We start from the raw sequence: 15,467 nt of genomic DNA on the forward strand, positions 1-15,467 counted from the left end.
GCAAACACCGATACTGGGACGAGAAACATGGCCAAGATCAGCGGTAACCCTTTCCTCGAATTCGATCCGTCCAAGCTGATGGGCGACCTGAAGGTGCCGGGCGTGGACGTCGAGTCCATCATCGCCAGCCAGCGCCGCAACATCGAGGCGGTGACCGCTGCCAACCAGCTGGCCTTCGAAGGCTTCCAGGCCATCGTCCGTCGTCAGGCCGAGGTGCTGCGCACCGTCGCCGAGGACGTGAACCGCGCCGTCGGTGAACTGACCGCCGCCGGCACCCCGGAAGAGAAGGCCGCCAAGCAGGCCGATCTGGTCAAGACCGCCTTCGAGAAGTCGCTGGCCAACATCCGCGAGCTGAGCGAGATGATCGCCAAGTCGAACACCGAGGCCGCCGAGATCCTGACCAAGCGCGTGTCGGACAGCCTGGACGAGGTCAAGGCCGCCATCGCCAAGGCGAAGTCCTGATCCACTCCGGTCCGCCGGAAATCAGCGAAGAGGGGTCGCCGTCGGCGGCCCCTTTTTCGTTTGTGCCTGACGGTCCGGACGCGCCTTCCCGGTTCCGATGCCGGTGTCGCCGCGCTACGCTGGCGTCGATCGCAAGAACCGCATCGGACCCGCCATGACCATTTCTTACGACGACTTCGCCAAGGTCGACATCCGCGTCGGCACCATCCGCGTCGTCGATGCCTTTCCGGAGGCGCGCAAGCCGGCATACAAGCTGACCATCGATTTCGGCGGCGAGATCGGTACCAAGCGCAGTTCCGCCCAGATCACCAGCCACTACGCCGCCGAGGCGCTGGTCGGCCGTCAGGTGTTGGCGGTGGTGAATTTCCCGCCCAAGCGCATCGGTCCCTTCACCAGCGAGGTTCTGTGCCTGGGCCTGCCCGACGCCGAGGGCGCCGTGGTGCTGGTCGGCCCGGATCATGCGGTTCCTGACGGCGCGCGGCTGTTCTGATTTCGTCCGTTTTGCTGGGACGGCATGAAAGATTCGGTCATGCCGCACCTACGAAAAAATCACCCCGAGGTTGAATTCATGCGGCTCTCATAAGGCGACAAGTTGCCGCAGGGTTCGTATGTATTTTAAATGAATGCAGTCTAAACCGGGATGGCATAGTGCGGCGCGACTGCGACTTCGCACCTGCAACATGTCTCCTGGTGGATGGCACTCATGGACGCCCTTCGCGCCTTCGTCGGCCGGCTTTCGATCTCCACGAAAGTCACGGTGTTGAACCTCTTCGGCATGCTGGTTCTCAGCACGGCCATCCTGTTCGCGATCGGTCAGGTGATCGTGCGCGACCTCGAACGGCAGGCCATCGAGATGCAGCGGCTCAGCATGGACATCGCCTGGTCGTCGCTGCAGGAGCGCGGCGGCCAGTTCTCCGTTGCCGACGGCAAGCTGCTGCTGGACGGGGTCGTGATGAACGACAACAACCTCGTGGTCGACAAGATCAAGCGCATCACCGGGGGTACCGCCACCCTGTTCCTGGGCGACCGCCGCATCGCCACCAACGTCGCCAAGCCGGACGGCACGCGCGCCGTCGGCACCACGCTGGCACAGGGTCCGGCCTATGAGGCGGTGCTACGCCAGGGCGTTCCCTTCCGCGGCATGGTCGATATCCTGGGCGAGCCCTATTACGCCGCCTATGATCCGATCAAGGACGCTGCCGGCAAACCGGTCGGCATCCTCTATGTCGGCATCAAGAAGGCGGAGGTGTTCAAGACCTTCGACGACAGCATGCGCTTCGCCACCATGCTGGTGGTGATCTGCGCCCTGGTTCTGGCGGTGCCGGGCTATCTGGTGTCGCGTTGGCTGCTGCGTCCGCTGGGCCAGCTCAGCCAGGTGATGACCGCGCTGTCCTCCGGCGATCTGTCGGCGAGCGTCGCCGGCGTGAACCGCCTGGACGAGATCGGCGCGATGTCGCGCTCCGTCCTCGTCTTCCGCGACGGCATGGCCGAGGCGGAGCGCCTGCGCGCCGAGCAGGAGCATCAGCGCATCCAGGGCGAGGCGCAGAAGCGCAAGGCGCTGCAGTCGATGGCCGACACGGTGGAACTGGAAAGCCGCAGCGCCGTCGAACGCGTCGCCGCACGCACGCAGGAGATGGACCGCAATGCCGGCGCCATGGCGACATCGGCCGGGCTGGTCGGCTCAAACGCCCAGAACGTCGCCGCCGCTGCGGCCCAGGCGCTCAGCAACGCCCAGGCGGTGGCCTCCGCCGCCGAGCAGCTCTCGGCATCCATCGAGGAGATCGGCAATCAGGTCGGCCATGCCGCCGGGGTCACCCGCGCCGCCGTCGCCGCCAGCAACCGGACCGAGACCACCATCGAATCGCTGTCCTCGGCGGTCAGCCGCATCGGCGACGTGGCGGAACTGATCCAGGGCATCGCCGCCCAGACCAACCTGCTTGCCCTGAACGCCACCATCGAGGCGGCGCGGGCTGGGGAGGCGGGGAAAGGCTTCGCCGTCGTCGCCGGCGAGGTGAAGAACCTCGCCAACCAGACCTCGCGCTCGACCGAGGAGATCTCGCGCCTGATCGCCGAAATCCAGGCGGTCACCGCCCGCAGCGTTGAGGAGGTGCGCGACATCAGCCGCACCATCGGCGAGATCGACGCCATTTCCGGCACCGTCGCCGCCGCGGTGGAACAGCAGGCGTCGGCGACCCAGGAGATCTCGCGCAATGTCGGCCAGACCGCCGGCGCGGCCACCGATGTCTCCATCCGCATCGACGAGGTGTCGCGCGAGGCCAAGGTGACGGAGGAGCGCGCCGACATGCTGCGCGCCGGGGCGTCGGAAGTGACCCACAGCATCGACGAACTGATGCATGTGCTGGTGCGCGCCGTGCGCACGGCGACCGACGATGTGGATCGCCGCAGCGTGCCGCGCTATCGCGTCGAGGCACCCTGCATCGTGGAGGGGGCGGAGGGTCGGCTGACGGTGCGGCTGCTGGACATTTCGCGCCATGGCGCGGCGCTGGACGAGGCCGACGCCGTCGGCACCTGCGGCACCCTGCTGTTCGACAGCCTGGGCGTGGCGCTGCCCTTCGACGCCTTCAATCGGGAAGAGGGAGTGGTGCGCGTCCGCTTCCGGCTGGCCGAGATCGACCGTCAGGCCTTCGATACCCGCTTCGATCGGTTCGAAGAGGCGATGGCCGGGCGCCGCCTGGCTGGCTGATCCAGGTTTGCCGGATCAGAACTGGCTGGGCGGCAATGCCGGACCGCGCGATGTGCCGACGGGCGGGCTAGGGCAGCCCCTTAGACCCCGGCCCGGCGGACGGCGGCGGCGTGGACTGGCGGCGGCGTAATGCCGGTCCGCGCCTGTTCCAGGGCTCCCTGCTGCCGGGCGGCGAAGACGCCGGCCTCCGTCCGGTTGCGGAAATGCAGCTTGGACAGAACGCTGCGCACCATCGACTTGATGACCGCTTCCGACAGGTCCAACGCGTTGGCGATGGTGCGGTTGTTCATGCCCTCGCCCAGCAGGCGCAGCGTCTCGAATTCCGGATCGGACAGGCGTGGCAGAAGCGTCAGCCGGATCTCGTCGACGCCAAGGCGTGACAGGAACTGCTTGGGCATCAGGCAATGGCCTTCCAGCCCCAGATCCAGCAGCTCGTTGATGCGGTCGACGTTCAGATCCTCGAACACCCACGCGTCGGCGAAGGCCAGGATATGGGCGGCGTCCAGCAGCTCACGCGAAGACAGCACGACGACGATCCGCGAGCGGCGGGACAGCCGCAGATAGACCATCGGTTCGTTCTCGCGCAACGCGGTGAACTGCTGCAGCCCGATCAGGATCGCATCCGGCGTCAGCGCGCTCTGGGTCAGTTCTCCGATGTCGTGCAGAACCGTGACCCGGTGACGACCGCCACGGTCCAGTTGCTGCACCACGTTCTCGGTCAGCGCGTTGTTGTCGAGAATCAGGCAGACATGCATGGGAGTCACCGCGTTGCGGGTCTGGTGAGATGCTTTCTCATGGGCGTACTCATGGTGTGTGTGCATGGGTCAGCTCTATCTGGAGGAGGCATCCACGGCCGGCCCGGCTCAGGGCATTGCCGCCTGCGTCTAAGGGTTGAAGAGGAACCGGCCGGTTGGCCCAGGCACGTCATCATAAAACTCACGTCATCCGGAAAATTATTGTGGGCATCGAAGTATTTCCGCGCGGACTGCAAACTCCCCCTTCATCGGGATCGGGGAAGTCCTGTTCGCACCGCGTGATTTAGAAATGAACCGGGCTCCGCGTAAATCAGGCGATGGATGATCAGCCAAGATCGCCTATCGTCTCCTTGTTGGTCGCCTCAGGTTTCGAAACGGTAACACCTATGGAATGATGTGTGCTGAGCGGGTCACAGGGGAATGCGCGTTGGTACAGGCATCCATCAGGGATATCCTTTCGGTTTGGTCGGCGGTTTTCCTTACTCTTCTGCGCGTTCGAATCGGGATTAACCAAATCCCTGCCACACGAACGTCGCAAAGATGGCAAGGTTCCAGAAAAATTCCCGTCGCTAATGGAGACAACAGGTCTCCTTTCGAATGATCCCGATCGGGCCAAATGAATCTGATGCGCTCGCGCGATAACTCCGTTCGCGCGCGCAGAAGAAACTATGACTTTTGGCGGAAGTAATTCTTGGTCGTACCATGACCAAAGGTGCCTCGAAGAGGCATGTCGGCTTCGAATGACCTATGGCCCTTGTCAGGATACAGGGTCCCGACCGATCGTGGTATCAGATACCCAACACAGCGAAGAACAAGCCCACAACGGCAGACGGTCTTCCGGCCGATGTCCGCAGAGGGCGTACAGACCAATCGACCACCAAGCCATGTATTCGGCGCGAATGTGGTGATCCGGGTGCCGCGGGGGCGTGCCGGACAACATCGACAACAGCCCTGACGGGCGGTCGTTCGCAAGCGGACGGCACCGGCAAGGGTCGGCGAGCGAGGATGACGGGGACCATGAAGATTCTGATCGGGGACGACCATCTGCTGTTTCGCGAAGGCCTGCGCCGTCTGCTGGAACAACTGCAGGGCGAGGCCAGCTTCGTCGAGGCCGGGACCTTCGACGAGGTGCTGGACCAGTGCCGGGCCGGCAGCACCTTCGACATCATCCTGATGGACCTGCATATGCCGAACTGGCCGGGCTTCGACGGCCTGCGCGAGATCCAGGCGCTGCAGCCGGGCGTGCCGGTGGTTGTGATCTCCGCGTCGGAGGCCCTGGGCGACATCCGTGGCGCGCTCGACCATGGCGCGACCGGCTACATCCCGAAGTCGAGCAGCGTGAAGGTGATGATGGGCGCCCTGAACCTGGTGTTCTCGGGCGGCATCTACCTGCCGCCGGGCGCGCTGACCGCCAGCATGGAGGCCGCGCCGCGCCGCCGCACGGTGGACATGTCCGACCGCAGCGCCGGCTATGGTCTGACCCAGCGCCAGCGCGAAGTGCTGGAATGCCTGCGTCTCGGCAAGTCGAACAAGCAGATCGCCTATGAGCTGGGCCTGTCGGAAGGCACGGTGAAGATCCACGTCACCGCCATCTTCAAGTCGCTGGGCGTCAAGAACCGCACCCAGGCGGTCATCGCCGCCGCCGCCATGTCGGCGTAAGAGTCGAGGGTCCGAACGACGTCGACCGATCCGGGGCACGTACGGGTCGCGGAACTGGGCCGTGGGGCATCGCCTCCACGGCCCGTTTTCTTTTGGCGGCAACGGCCGGACACCCGTCCACGGCAGTGAGCCTCTTGACCCGGCGGGTTGCCCGATGCTATCCGCCCCTCTTGATCTTGTGGAATCATCCGACCGGCTCGCCGGCCGGACGGGTTCCGCCTGACCCGCGCCGCCATCCGGGCCGTGCGCGACGCCGCCACCGCAGGGACGCAACCGCAGCGCCATGAGCGATATTTTCCGCGAAGTCGACGAGGATCTGCGCCGGGACCGCGCGGAGCACCTGTTCAAGAGGTATGGCGGCGCCATGATCGCCGCGGCCGTCCTGGTCGTCGCCGGCACCGGCGGCTACAGCTACTGGCGCCATTGGCAGGCGCAGCAGAAGCAGGAGCAGACCGCCGCCCTGGTCACCGCCATCTCGCAGAGCGCCCAGGGACCGGAGAAGGGGGTGGAGGCGCTGTCGGCCTTCGCCGGCTCCGCCAAGCCCGACCTCGCCGCCATCGCCCAGTTCAACGCCGCGGCGCTGCTGATCCGCCAGACCAAGCCGGACGAGGCTGCGACCATCTATGACGGCATCGCCGCCAACAGCTCCGTGCCGGCCGAGTACCGCGACCTCGCCACCCTGCTGGCGGTGACGCAGCGTGCGGAAAAGGGCGACCCGGCCCAGCTGACGGCGAAGCTGCAGCCGTTGACCGCCGACACCAGCCCCTGGCGCTTCACGGCGCGCGAGCTGACGGCGATGCTGGCCGCCCGCGCCGGTGACACGGAAAAGGCGCGCACGCTCTACAAGCAACTGGCGGATGACCAGCAAGCGCCGTCGGGCGTGCGTGGCCGTGCCGCCGATCTCGCCTCCCTCTACGGCAAGGGCTGATCCAGGGCCATGAAGAACAACAAGATGAAGGCCGGCTCCATCCGCCGCGCGGCGCTGCTGTCCGCATCGCTGCTGTCCGTCTTTCTCGCCGGCTGCGACACCATCGACGGCTGGTTCGGCAAGACGCCCGATCCGCCCTTGCCGGGCAAGCGCGTCGCCGTTCTCCAGCGCGAGCGCAAGGTGGAGCCGGACGCCCAGCTCGCCGCCGTCGCCGTGACCGTGCCGCCGCCGGTCGCCAATGCGGCCTGGGCGCAGCCGGGCGGCACGCCGGACCATGTGCTGGGCAACCTCGCCTTGTCGGCCAACCCGTCCGACGCCTGGCGCGCCGACATCGGCTCCGGTTCCAGCAGCTCGCGCGCGCTGCTCGGCACGCCGGTGATCGCCGACGGCCGCATCTTCGCGATGGACGCCGACTCGCACGTCTCCGCGCTGAACGAGCGAAGCGGCCAGTCGCTGTGGCGGGTCGACACCCGGCCGGAGAATGAGCGCGGCGGTGCCACCGGCGGCGGTGTCGCTTATGCCGACGGCCGCGTCTATGCCGCCACCGGCTTCGCCGAGGTGCTGTCGCTCGACGCCGCCACCGGCAAGATCCTGTGGCGCAAGCGCATCGCAGGCCCGGTCCGCGGCGCGCCCACGGTGGTCGGCGGTCGCGTGCTGGTCATCACGCTCGACAACCAGACCATCGCGCTCTCCACCGACGACGGCGCGGTGCAGTGGTCGCAGCAGGGCATCCTGGAGACCGCCGGGCTGCTCGGCGCCGCCAGCCCCGCCGCCACCGGCACGCTGGTCGTCTCCCCCTATTCCTCCGGCGAGTTGTTCGGCCTGCGCCCGGAAAACGGCCGCGTGGCCTGGCAGGACAGCCTGGCCGCCATCCGCCGCACCGGCCAGCTGAGCAATCTGGCAGACATCCGCGGCCTGCCGGTGGTCGACCGCGGCAATGTCTACGCCATCGGCCATTCCGGCCGCATGGTCGCCATCGACGAGCGGATCGGCGCCCGCATCTGGGAAACGGAAATCGGCGGCGTCCAGACCCCCTGGCTGGCCGGCGACTACCTGTTCACCGTCACCAACGACCAGGAGGTGGTCGCGGTGGCGCGCCAGAACGGCAAGGTCCGTTGGGTGGCGCCGCTCGCCCGCTTCAAGGATCCGGAGGACAAGTCGGGTCCGATCGTGTGGTCCGGCCCGGTGATGGCGGGCAGCCGCCTGTGGGTCACCGGCTCCAACGGCCAGCTGCTCGGCCTGTCGCCGTCCGACGGCCAGGTGGAGGTGACCCGTTCGCTCCCCACCGGTTCCTACTTGCCGCCGGTCGTTGCCAACAACACTCTTTATGTGCTGTGCGACAACGGAACGCTCGTCGCGTTCCGCTGATCGCGGATTTCCTCCGTCTGTTGTGAAAGGCCTTTGGCCCCATGTCGTTCACCGTGGTCCTCGTCGGTCGGCCGAATGTCGGCAAATCGACTCTCTTCAACCGTCTGGCCGGCAAGAAGCTGGCCCTGGTGGACGATACGCCGGGCGTCACCCGTGACTGGCGCTCGGCCCCGGCCCATGTCGGCGGCCTGTCCTTCACGGTGGTCGATACCGCCGGTCTGGAGGACGTGACCGACGACAGCCTGGAGGCGCGGATGCGCCGCCAGACCGAGCAGGCGCTGGAGCGCGCCGACGTGGCGCTGTTCATCATCGACGCCCGCGCCGGCATCACGCCGCTGGACCGCCATTTCGCCAACCTGCTGCGCCGGAGCAAGACCCCGGTCCTGCTGGTCGCCAACAAGACCGAAGGCAAGGCCAGCCAGCCCGGCATGTTCGAATCCTACGAGCTGGGCCTGGGCGATCCGATCCCGCTGTCCGCCGAGCATGGCGAGGGCATGGCCGATCTGGTCGAGGCGCTGCTGCCCTACGCCCCGCCGGAAGACACCGGCGAGGTCGAGGAGAAGGACGACGGCTTCGACCCCTCCATTCCGGTCGGTGACCAGCCGGAGCCGGAAGAGGACCGCAGCAAGCCGATCCAGATCGCCATCGTCGGCCGTCCGAATGTCGGCAAATCGACCCTGCTGAACAGCCTGCTCGGTGAGGAGCGCGTGCTGACCGGCCCCGAGGCCGGCATGACCCGCGACGCCATCTCCGTCGACTGGGAATGGCGCGACCGCCGCTTCAAGCTGGTCGACACCGCCGGCATGCGCCGCCGCGCCCGTGTGGACGAGAAGGTGGAGAAGCTGGCGGTCGCCGACAGCCTGCGCGTCATCCGCATGGCCAATGTCGTGGTGCTGGTGGTCGATGCCGCCGCCATCCTCGACAAGCAGGACCTGACCATCGCGCGCCTGGTGATCTCGGAGGGCCGCGCCCTTGTGATCGCCGTCAACAAGTGGGACACGGTCGACGACCGCGCGATGGCGTTGCGTCAGGTCGAGGACAAGCTGCAGGCCTCGCTCGGCTACATCAAGGGCGTGAAGGTCGTCACCATCTCGGCGCTGAAGGGCCACAAGCTCGACACGCTGCTGGACGGTGTGCTGGAGACCTACAACGTCTGGAATCGCCGCATCCCGACGGCGCAGCTGAACCGCTGGATCGAAGGCGTCCTGGAACACCACCCGCCGCCCCTGGTCGAGGGTCGCCGGGTCAAGATCCGCTACGTCACCCAGGTGAAGACCCGTCCGCCGACTTTCGCGCTGTTCGTCAACAAGCCGCTGGATTTGCCGGAAAGCTACCAGCGCTACCTGACCACCCACTTGCGCGACAGCTTCGACATGCCCGGCGTGCCGGTGCGCCTGCTGCTGCGCAAGGGCAAGAACCCCTACGCCGAGGATTGATCCGGAGATTCCCTCTCTCCACAGGCGGGGAGAGGGAAGAATGTGAGTGGGTCAAACGCCGCCACAAAGCCAACCCGACTCAATAATGCGGCGGCGGCCGGTCGTCCTGCGGAGAGGCGATGGCATACTCCGCCGCCTCCACCCGATCGCGCATGCGCTTCAGCTGGGCGGTCAGGCGGTCGATGGTCTGGCCCTGGGCGAAGATGACCTCGGACATCTCCTCCGCCATGCGCTCGTGATGGGCGAGGCGACTTTCCAGATCGGCGAGGCGTTGTTCGAGAGCGGGATCCATTAGGCACCGGTCAGGGTAAGGGAAACGGGCCGCAAGATGGACCATTCCCCGCTCCGGGTCGAGATGCCTTTCCGCTCACACCATCGCGGTGGTGCCGGCCAGCCAGCCGGACAGGCCGGTCAGCACCAGCACGGTCAGGCTGGCCAGCCGCAGGGTCAGCGGCGCCATCGCCAGCCCGCCCATCAGCTTGTCGTTGCGCAGCAGCAACAGCATCGGGATCAGGATGAAAGGCAGGGTGAGCGCCAGCACCACTTGGCTCAGCACCAGCAACCCGTCCACCGCGCCGTCGCCGGCACTGCCCAGAACCGCCAGCGCCGGGATCAACGAGGCGCCGCGGGTGATCAGCGCGCGGGTGATCGGGCGCAGCCGCAGATTCAGGAAGCCTTCCGTCACCATCTGCCCGGCCATGGTGCCGGTGGTGGTGGAGCTTTGGCCGGCGGCCAGCAGGGCGATGGCGAAGACCAGCGCGGCGACGCCGCCGATGCTGCTGCCCAGCAGGGCGTGCGCATCCTCGATGCCGGGGGCGCTGCCGGCTCCGGCCCCCAGAAAGGCGACGGCGGCCACCGCCAGGATGGAACCGTTGACCAGACCGGCCAGGGCCAGCGCGGACGACAGGTCGATGGTCAGCCAGCGCGCGGCTTGTCGGCGCTCCTCCGCCGTCTTCACCCCGGCCAGCCGAGAGCGCACCAGACCGGAATGCAGGAACAGGTTGTGCGGCATGACGGTGGCACCGATGATGCCCAGCGACAGGTAGAGCATCTGCGGATCGCGGGCCAACTCGACGCTGGGCATCAGGCCGGCCAGCAAGGCGGCGGGGTCTGGGCGGGCGATCACCAGTTCCCAGGCGAAACAGACCACCACCACGCTCATCAGCGCGCCGACCACCAGTTCCGGAGTGCGGCCACGGGCGCCGGGCAGGGCCAGGATGCCGAAGGTCAGCACGGCCGAGATCACCACGCCGGCCATGATCGGGAGGCCGAACAACAGCTTCAACGCGATGGCGCTGCCCAGCAACTCGGCCAGATCGGTGGCGATCATCGCCAGTTCCGACACCGCCCACACCAGCATCGCCACCGGGCGCGGGAAGCGCTGGCGGATCAGCCGTGCCAGATCGGTGCCGGTCGCCAGCGTCAGCCGGACGATCAGCCCCTGCAGGAAAATGCCGGCCAAACTGGCGATCAGCACCGCCGACAGCAGCGCGAAGCCGAAGCTGGAGCCCGCTGCGATGTCCGTCGCCCAGTTGCCGGGGTCCATATAGCCGACCGCCACCACGAAGCCGGGGCCGAGCATGGTCCAGAAACGGCGCCCGCCCGCCGGGGCGGCAGTATGGACGGTATCGGCGATTGTGGGGGATGCGGTCTTCACGCCGGTTGCTCCTGAACGATCCGATGGCGGCCACAGGCTTGGCTGCCGATGCAACATGGCAAGATATTTCGATAGCGTCCAATCGATGGTTTCTAATATCGAGATAGATGCTGCCTATCGATTCGGGCGCTCTGCCAAGGCAGGTCCAGTTCAGAACAGTGGGGTCGTCACTTCGTTCGCAGTGCAGCAGTGCCATGCGAATGAATTTCGCCGGGAACCATCCGGGATGTTCAGCGGCGGCGCGGGCCGAAGCGCTTGCGCGGGGCGCCGCGGAAACCGGCGGCCGGCGGCGGTTCGCGGCGGCGGGCGCGGGAGGCCAGCGCTTCGGACAGGCGCCGGCCGATGGCGTCGCGGGCGCTGCGCACACGCTCCCTATCGGGCAGCGCATCCGGGAACTTGCGGGACGCCCAGAAATAGAGGTCGCAGGCGCGCGACGCCGCTTCCAGCACATCTGCGGCCAGACCGTCGAGCCGCGCCGGGATCAACCGGCCGAGCGGCAGGGTCTCCCCAGCCTCGACCGCGTCGAGAATGGCGGCGAAGACCTTGGCGTCCTCCGGCTCCTCCAGATCGGCGGGGGCGAGCAGCAGATCGAGCTTGGCGACCAGCGCCAGCCGCCGGGCGTCCAGCATCGGCGCGGCACGGCGCAGCCCCGACAGGTCGGCCAGCCGGAAGGGGGAGCCGGTGGTGGCGGCGGCGCCGAAGCACTCCACCAGCAGCCGCGTCTCGTCGCTGTCGATATGGCTGGCGAGGCGGGCCAGCATGGCGCGGGTCGGGCGGACGGGCAGGGGAGCGTCGGCGCGCAGGCGGCGGTCTGGCGCCTCCAGCAGGCGCTTCAGCGCGGCGGGGGTGCCGCGGGCGATGACGCCGAAATGCCCCTCCTCGAACTGGCCGAAGCGGCCAGCGCGGCCGGCGATCTGCTTCACCTCCGTCGCGGTCAGCGGGCGGACGCTGCTGCCGTCGAACTTCTCCAGGGCAGTGAACAGCACGCGGCGGCAGGGCAGATTCAGGCCCATGCCGATTGCGTCGGTCGCCACCACCACGTCGGCCTCGCCGGCCAGGAAACGCGCCGCCTCGCGCCGCCGCACCGCCGGGGCCAGCGCGCCATAGATGGCGGCGACCGACAGGCCCTGGGCCAGCAGCGTATCGCGGACGCTGTGGACCTCGCGGCGGGAGAAGGCGATCAGGGCGTCGCCGCGCTCCACCTCCGCCCAGTCGAGTCGGCGGTCGAGCATCGACAGCGGGGTCTTGCGGTCGAGTTCCACCACCTCCAGCGCCTCGCCGAGATGGGCGGCGGCGCGCTCCACCAGCGGGCGGACTTCGGGCGCGCCGAGGATATAAACGGTCTCGGCCGGCACACCCATCAGCGCGGCGGTCCAGGCCCAGCCGCGCGCCGGGTCGGCCAGCATCTGGATCTCGTCGATCACCGCGACCTCGACCGGGCGGTCGGGGTCCATCACCTCGATGGTGGAGGCGGTATGGCGGGCACCGGGGGTGCGGATCTCCTCCTCCCCCGTGATCAGGGTGGTGGGGGTGCCTTCGGCGTTCAGCCGCTCCATCACCTCCAGCGCCAGCAGGCGAAGGGGAGCGAGATAGACGCCGTCGCGCGCCTCGCGGAGCGCGGTGATGGCGCGGTGGGTCTTGCCGGAGTTGGTCGGGCCGATCACCAGGACCAGCCGGCGGTTCATGCCGCGCGCCACCGGAAACAGCCGTTCGAAGCGGGAGAAGTCGAAGTGGCGGTCGACATAGAGCCGGCCGCGCGCCTCCGCCCGGTCACGGCGCCACTGGTCATAGTCGCGGTCCCAGCGGTCGAGAAGTTCGTCGGCGTCGGTGCGGTTGCGGGCGGCCTTGCCCAACCGCTCGGCGAGGCTGGCGAAGCCCCAGTCGGGGTCGTCTCCAGCCCGTTCCGCCAGATCGCGCAACCTGGTGGCGACGCGGGACAGGGCGTCGTCCAGGGCGGCGCGCAGGGCCGGGTCATGGTCGAGCCGGGCCGACAGTTCGGCATCGGACAGGTCCGACAGTTCCAGCGCGTCGAAGGTCCGGGAGACTTGCAGGCGGATCGCCGGTGACAGGCCGGGCCAGGGAAGGTCGTCGGCGCGGATGGCGCGGACGCGGGTGCGGTCCTCGCAGGACAGCAACGCGGTGTGGGTTCCGGCCAGCGCGCGGCGGCCCTGGGCTAGCAATGCGTCGCGGCGGTGGGCCCGGTCGATACGGCCGGTGATCTCCAGCAGGATGGCCTCGCGCCGCTCCGCCGGGACCAGCAGGTCGCGCTTGCCCTTCGGCAGCGGCAGGCCGAGCGGCACCAGACCGCGCGCCTCGGCGTCATGCATCCGCAGCACGCCGGCCGCCCCCAGCGTCGTCACCTCCGGATGGGCGACGGCGAGGTCGTGGACCAGATGCGGGTCGGCGGCGGGTGTGGTGGTGTCGTCAGTCATGCAGCCTGTCCGGAGGCGATGTGGTGCAGCACGATGCCGCTGGTGGTCGCCACGTTAAGGGAGTCGAAGCCGCCGGCCATCGGGATGCGGACGCTGCGGGCACGGGCGAGCAGCGCAGGGGGCAAGCCCGGCCCCTCCGACCCGAACAGCAGGGCGGCGCGGCGGGGCGGGGGCAGGGCGGCCAGGGTCTCGGCACCGGCGGGGCTGAGCGCCACCGCCTCGAACCCGAACCGGTCGAGCAGGGCGAGCGGGTCCTCGTCGGCGGCGAGCTTGGCCGTCGGCACCAGGAGGGTGGCCCCCACCGACACGCGGATCGCCTTGCGGTAGAGCGGATCGCAACAGCCGGGATCGAGGATCACCGCATCGGCACCGAAGGCGGCGGCGTTGCGGAAGATGCCGCCCATGTTGTCGTGGTTGCCGATGCCGAACAGCATGACGATCCGGGCGACCGGGCCGCAGGCATCCAGCAGGTCCGCCGCGGTGGGTACGGCGGTCTTTTCCCCCACCGCCAGGATGCCGCGATGCAGGGGAAAGCCGGCGATGCGGTCGAACACGGCCTGCGTGGCGGTGTAGACGGGGGTGTCCGCAGGCAGCGCAGCCAGCATCGGCTCCAGCGCCGTCACCCGCTTGTCGGCGATCAGCAGAGAGCGGGCGCGGTAGCGGGTGGATTGGACGAGGCTTCGCACCACCACCGCACCCTCGGCGATGAACAGCCCATCCCGGCCGACGAGATCGCGCTCCCGCACGTCGCGGTAAGGTTCGATGCGCGGGTCCTCGGGGTCGGTGATCGGGATGATGGTGGGCAAGGGACGGCTCGGCATCTGGAGTGTGCGCCTACTTAGTGCATGTCGGGGCGGGTTTCCAATGCCGTTGCCCGCATGCCTCCATGGGTATAGCCCCTTGCCGATGCACAAGCCCCCGCTCATGTTGCGATGCAGCAAAAGAAAGTTGGAGGCGTGCCGGCCATGACCATGATCCGAAAGCTGTGGGACCGCATGCGCGGCAAGGGGATGCCCGCACCGCGCGCTCTGTCGGCGGAACCTCTGCCGGCGGAACCGCTGGAACTGTCGGGACCGGGGCCGATGCTGGCCCTGCCGCGGCCCAAGCCGACGCTGGCGCTGGCGTTGCAGGGCGGCGGGGCGCATGGGGCCTTCACCTGGGGCGTGCTCGACAGGCTGCTGGAGGAGGACATCCGGCTGGTGGGCGTCAGCGGCGCCAGTGCCGGGGCGATGAACGCGACGATGCTCGTGCAGGGATGGGCAAGGGGCGGTCGTGACGGGGCCCGGGCCGAACTGGCGAATTTCTGGGAGCGGGTGAGCGCCGCCGGGCGGCTGGGGCCGATTCGGCCGAGCGTGACCGGCCGTCTGCTCGGCCGCTGGAACGTCGACCACGCGCCCGGATCGCATCTGGTGGATTGGGCGAAGCGCTGGATCACCCCCTATCAGACGCAGTCCGCGGATTTCCACCCCTTGCGTGGCCTGCTGGCCGAAATGGTGGAGCCGGAACTGATCCGGCGGAGCGGTCTGCGGCTGTTCGTCAGCGCCACCAATGTGCGGACCGGAGCCCTGAGGCTTTTCGACGAGACTGAGGTCGAGGTCGACCATCTGCTCGCCTCGGCCTGCCTGCCGAACCTGTTCCGCGCCGTGCGGATCGACGGGCAGGATTACTGGGACGGTGGCTATCTCGCCAACCCGCCGCTTTCGCCGCTGGCGGAGGCCTGTCCCGGCGCCGATCTGATGGTGGTGGCGATCAACCCCTTCACCTGCGCCACCACGCCGGAGGACCCCGCCGGTATTGCGGCCCGGTTGAACCAGATCACCTTCAACGCCGCCCTGCTGCAGGAGATGCGCTGCCTGTCCGTGCGCGGCGACGCCCCGCGCCTGCACCTGATCGGCGCCGACGAGCATCTTCAGGACCTGGGGCTCTATTCGAAGCTGATGACCGACTGGAGCTTCCTGAACTGGCTGCGCGACGCCGGGCGCGAGGCGGCGGAGCGGTGGGTGGCGGAGAATCTCGGCCGTGTCGGAACGGAAGGCTCCGCCCGGTCGCCGGCCCTGGCGTGACCC

Annotated in this window: 13 protein-coding genes; 8 read left to right on the forward strand and 5 right to left on the reverse strand. The window is 68.3% G+C overall.

The annotated features are described in order from the left end of the window. Nucleotides 1-27 precede the first annotated feature (27 nt). The 3 genes from FZ938_RS10895 to FZ938_RS10905 all read left to right on the forward strand — a co-directional run bounded on the left by FZ938_RS10895 (nt 28) and on the right by FZ938_RS10905 (nt 3,166). The gene (locus tag FZ938_RS10895) at nt 28-462 is read left to right on the forward strand and encodes a phasin family protein (RefSeq protein ID WP_149198490.1); all 435 of its coding nucleotides are present in this window, start codon (nt 28-30) and stop codon (nt 460-462) included. A gap of 154 nt (nt 463-616) precedes the next feature. After that, nucleotides 617-952, forward strand: coding sequence for a tRNA-binding protein (locus FZ938_RS10900; protein ID WP_149198491.1), 336 nt, complete (start codon nt 617-619; stop codon nt 950-952). A gap of 213 nt (nt 953-1,165) precedes the next feature. Next, nucleotides 1,166-3,166: a methyl-accepting chemotaxis protein gene (locus FZ938_RS10905; RefSeq protein ID WP_149198492.1), complete on the forward strand. Its 2,001-nt coding sequence runs from the start codon at nt 1,166-1,168 to the stop codon at nt 3,164-3,166. Nucleotides 3,167-3,246: 80 nt separating this feature from the next. On the opposite strand, the gene FZ938_RS10910 is transcribed toward FZ938_RS10905, so the two are convergent. Continuing rightward, the gene (locus FZ938_RS10910) at nt 3,247-3,987 is read right to left on the reverse strand and encodes a response regulator transcription factor (protein ID WP_246457397.1); all 741 of its coding nucleotides are present in this window, start codon (nt 3,985-3,987) and stop codon (nt 3,247-3,249) included. A 951-nt stretch (nt 3,988-4,938) separates the two neighbouring features. On the opposite strand from FZ938_RS10910, the gene FZ938_RS10915 reads away from it, so the two are divergent. From FZ938_RS10915 to der, 4 genes are all read left to right on the forward strand, one after another. After that, complete coding sequence (locus FZ938_RS10915; protein WP_085089627.1) at nt 4,939-5,580, forward strand: response regulator transcription factor; 642 nt, start codon at nt 4,939-4,941, stop codon at nt 5,578-5,580. Between the two features lie 283 nt (nt 5,581-5,863). Further along, nucleotides 5,864-6,508 (forward strand): tetratricopeptide repeat protein, encoded by a 645-nt coding sequence (locus FZ938_RS10920; protein ID WP_149198493.1) that lies wholly within the window; start codon nt 5,864-5,866, stop codon nt 6,506-6,508. A gap of 9 nt (nt 6,509-6,517) precedes the next feature. Beyond that, nucleotides 6,518-7,876, forward strand: coding sequence for an outer membrane protein assembly factor BamB family protein (locus tag FZ938_RS10925; RefSeq protein ID WP_149198494.1), 1,359 nt, complete (start codon nt 6,518-6,520; stop codon nt 7,874-7,876). Between the two features lie 41 nt (nt 7,877-7,917). Further along, nucleotides 7,918-9,312, forward strand: coding sequence for a ribosome biogenesis GTPase Der (der, locus tag FZ938_RS10930; RefSeq protein WP_109149973.1), 1,395 nt, complete (start codon nt 7,918-7,920; stop codon nt 9,310-9,312). A 79-nt stretch (nt 9,313-9,391) separates the two neighbouring features. On the opposite strand, the gene FZ938_RS10935 is transcribed toward der, so the two are convergent. The 4 genes from FZ938_RS10935 to FZ938_RS10950 all read right to left on the reverse strand — a co-directional run bounded on the left by FZ938_RS10935 (nt 9,392) and on the right by FZ938_RS10950 (nt 14,207). Continuing rightward, a complete protein-coding gene (locus FZ938_RS10935) occupies nt 9,392-9,604 on the reverse strand; it encodes a SlyX family protein (protein WP_085089623.1) in 213 nt (70 codons plus the stop codon). Nucleotides 9,605-9,679: 75 nt separating this feature from the next. Next, nucleotides 9,680-10,969 (reverse strand): Nramp family divalent metal transporter, encoded by a 1,290-nt coding sequence (locus FZ938_RS10940; RefSeq protein ID WP_149198495.1) that lies wholly within the window; start codon nt 10,967-10,969, stop codon nt 9,680-9,682. A gap of 230 nt (nt 10,970-11,199) precedes the next feature. After that, nucleotides 11,200-13,401, reverse strand: a complete 2,202-nt coding sequence (locus FZ938_RS10945; RefSeq protein WP_149198496.1) for a helicase-related protein — start codon at nt 13,399-13,401, stop codon at nt 11,200-11,202. Beyond that, the gene (locus FZ938_RS10950) at nt 13,398-14,207 is read right to left on the reverse strand and encodes a TrmH family RNA methyltransferase (RefSeq protein WP_246799001.1); all 810 of its coding nucleotides are present in this window, start codon (nt 14,205-14,207) and stop codon (nt 13,398-13,400) included. Before FZ938_RS10950 ends, FZ938_RS10945 begins: the two co-directional genes overlap by 4 nt. A gap of 159 nt (nt 14,208-14,366) precedes the next feature. Between FZ938_RS10950 and FZ938_RS10955 the strand changes: the two genes are divergently transcribed. Continuing rightward, nucleotides 14,367-15,464 (forward strand): patatin-like phospholipase family protein, encoded by a 1,098-nt coding sequence (locus tag FZ938_RS10955; RefSeq protein ID WP_149198498.1) that lies wholly within the window; start codon nt 14,367-14,369, stop codon nt 15,462-15,464. Nucleotides 15,465-15,467 lie beyond the last annotated feature (3 nt).

Origin of the sequence: Azospirillum oryzae, assembly GCF_008364795.1 — a bacterium.
GTDB classification, from domain to species: Bacteria; Pseudomonadota; Alphaproteobacteria; order Azospirillales; family Azospirillaceae; genus Azospirillum; species Azospirillum oryzae.

What these genes read in the sequence shown, in the direction of transcription:
- FZ938_RS10925 (WP_149198494.1), top strand. Translation starts at nt 6,518, where the DNA reads ATGAAGAACAACAAGATGAAGGCCGGCTCCATCCGCCGCGCGGCGCTG.
- FZ938_RS10915 (WP_085089627.1), top strand. Translation starts at nt 4,939, where the DNA reads ATGAAGATTCTGATCGGGGACGACCATCTGCTGTTTCGCGAAGGCCTG.
- FZ938_RS10935 (WP_085089623.1), bottom strand. Translation starts at nt 9,604, where the DNA reads ATGGATCCCGCTCTCGAACAACGCCTCGCCGATCTGGAAAGTCGCCTC.
- FZ938_RS10910 (WP_246457397.1), bottom strand. Translation starts at nt 3,987, where the DNA reads ATGCACACACACCATGAGTACGCCCATGAGAAAGCATCTCACCAGACC.
- FZ938_RS10895 (WP_149198490.1), top strand. Translation starts at nt 28, where the DNA reads ATGGCCAAGATCAGCGGTAACCCTTTCCTCGAATTCGATCCGTCCAAG.
- FZ938_RS10920 (WP_149198493.1), top strand. Translation starts at nt 5,864, where the DNA reads ATGAGCGATATTTTCCGCGAAGTCGACGAGGATCTGCGCCGGGACCGC.
- FZ938_RS10900 (WP_149198491.1), top strand. Translation starts at nt 617, where the DNA reads ATGACCATTTCTTACGACGACTTCGCCAAGGTCGACATCCGCGTCGGC.
- FZ938_RS10955 (WP_149198498.1), top strand. Translation starts at nt 14,367, where the DNA reads ATGACCATGATCCGAAAGCTGTGGGACCGCATGCGCGGCAAGGGGATG.
- der (WP_109149973.1), top strand. Translation starts at nt 7,918, where the DNA reads ATGTCGTTCACCGTGGTCCTCGTCGGTCGGCCGAATGTCGGCAAATCG.
- FZ938_RS10905 (WP_149198492.1), top strand. Translation starts at nt 1,166, where the DNA reads ATGGACGCCCTTCGCGCCTTCGTCGGCCGGCTTTCGATCTCCACGAAA.
- FZ938_RS10945 (WP_149198496.1), bottom strand. Translation starts at nt 13,401, where the DNA reads ATGACTGACGACACCACCACACCCGCCGCCGACCCGCATCTGGTCCAC.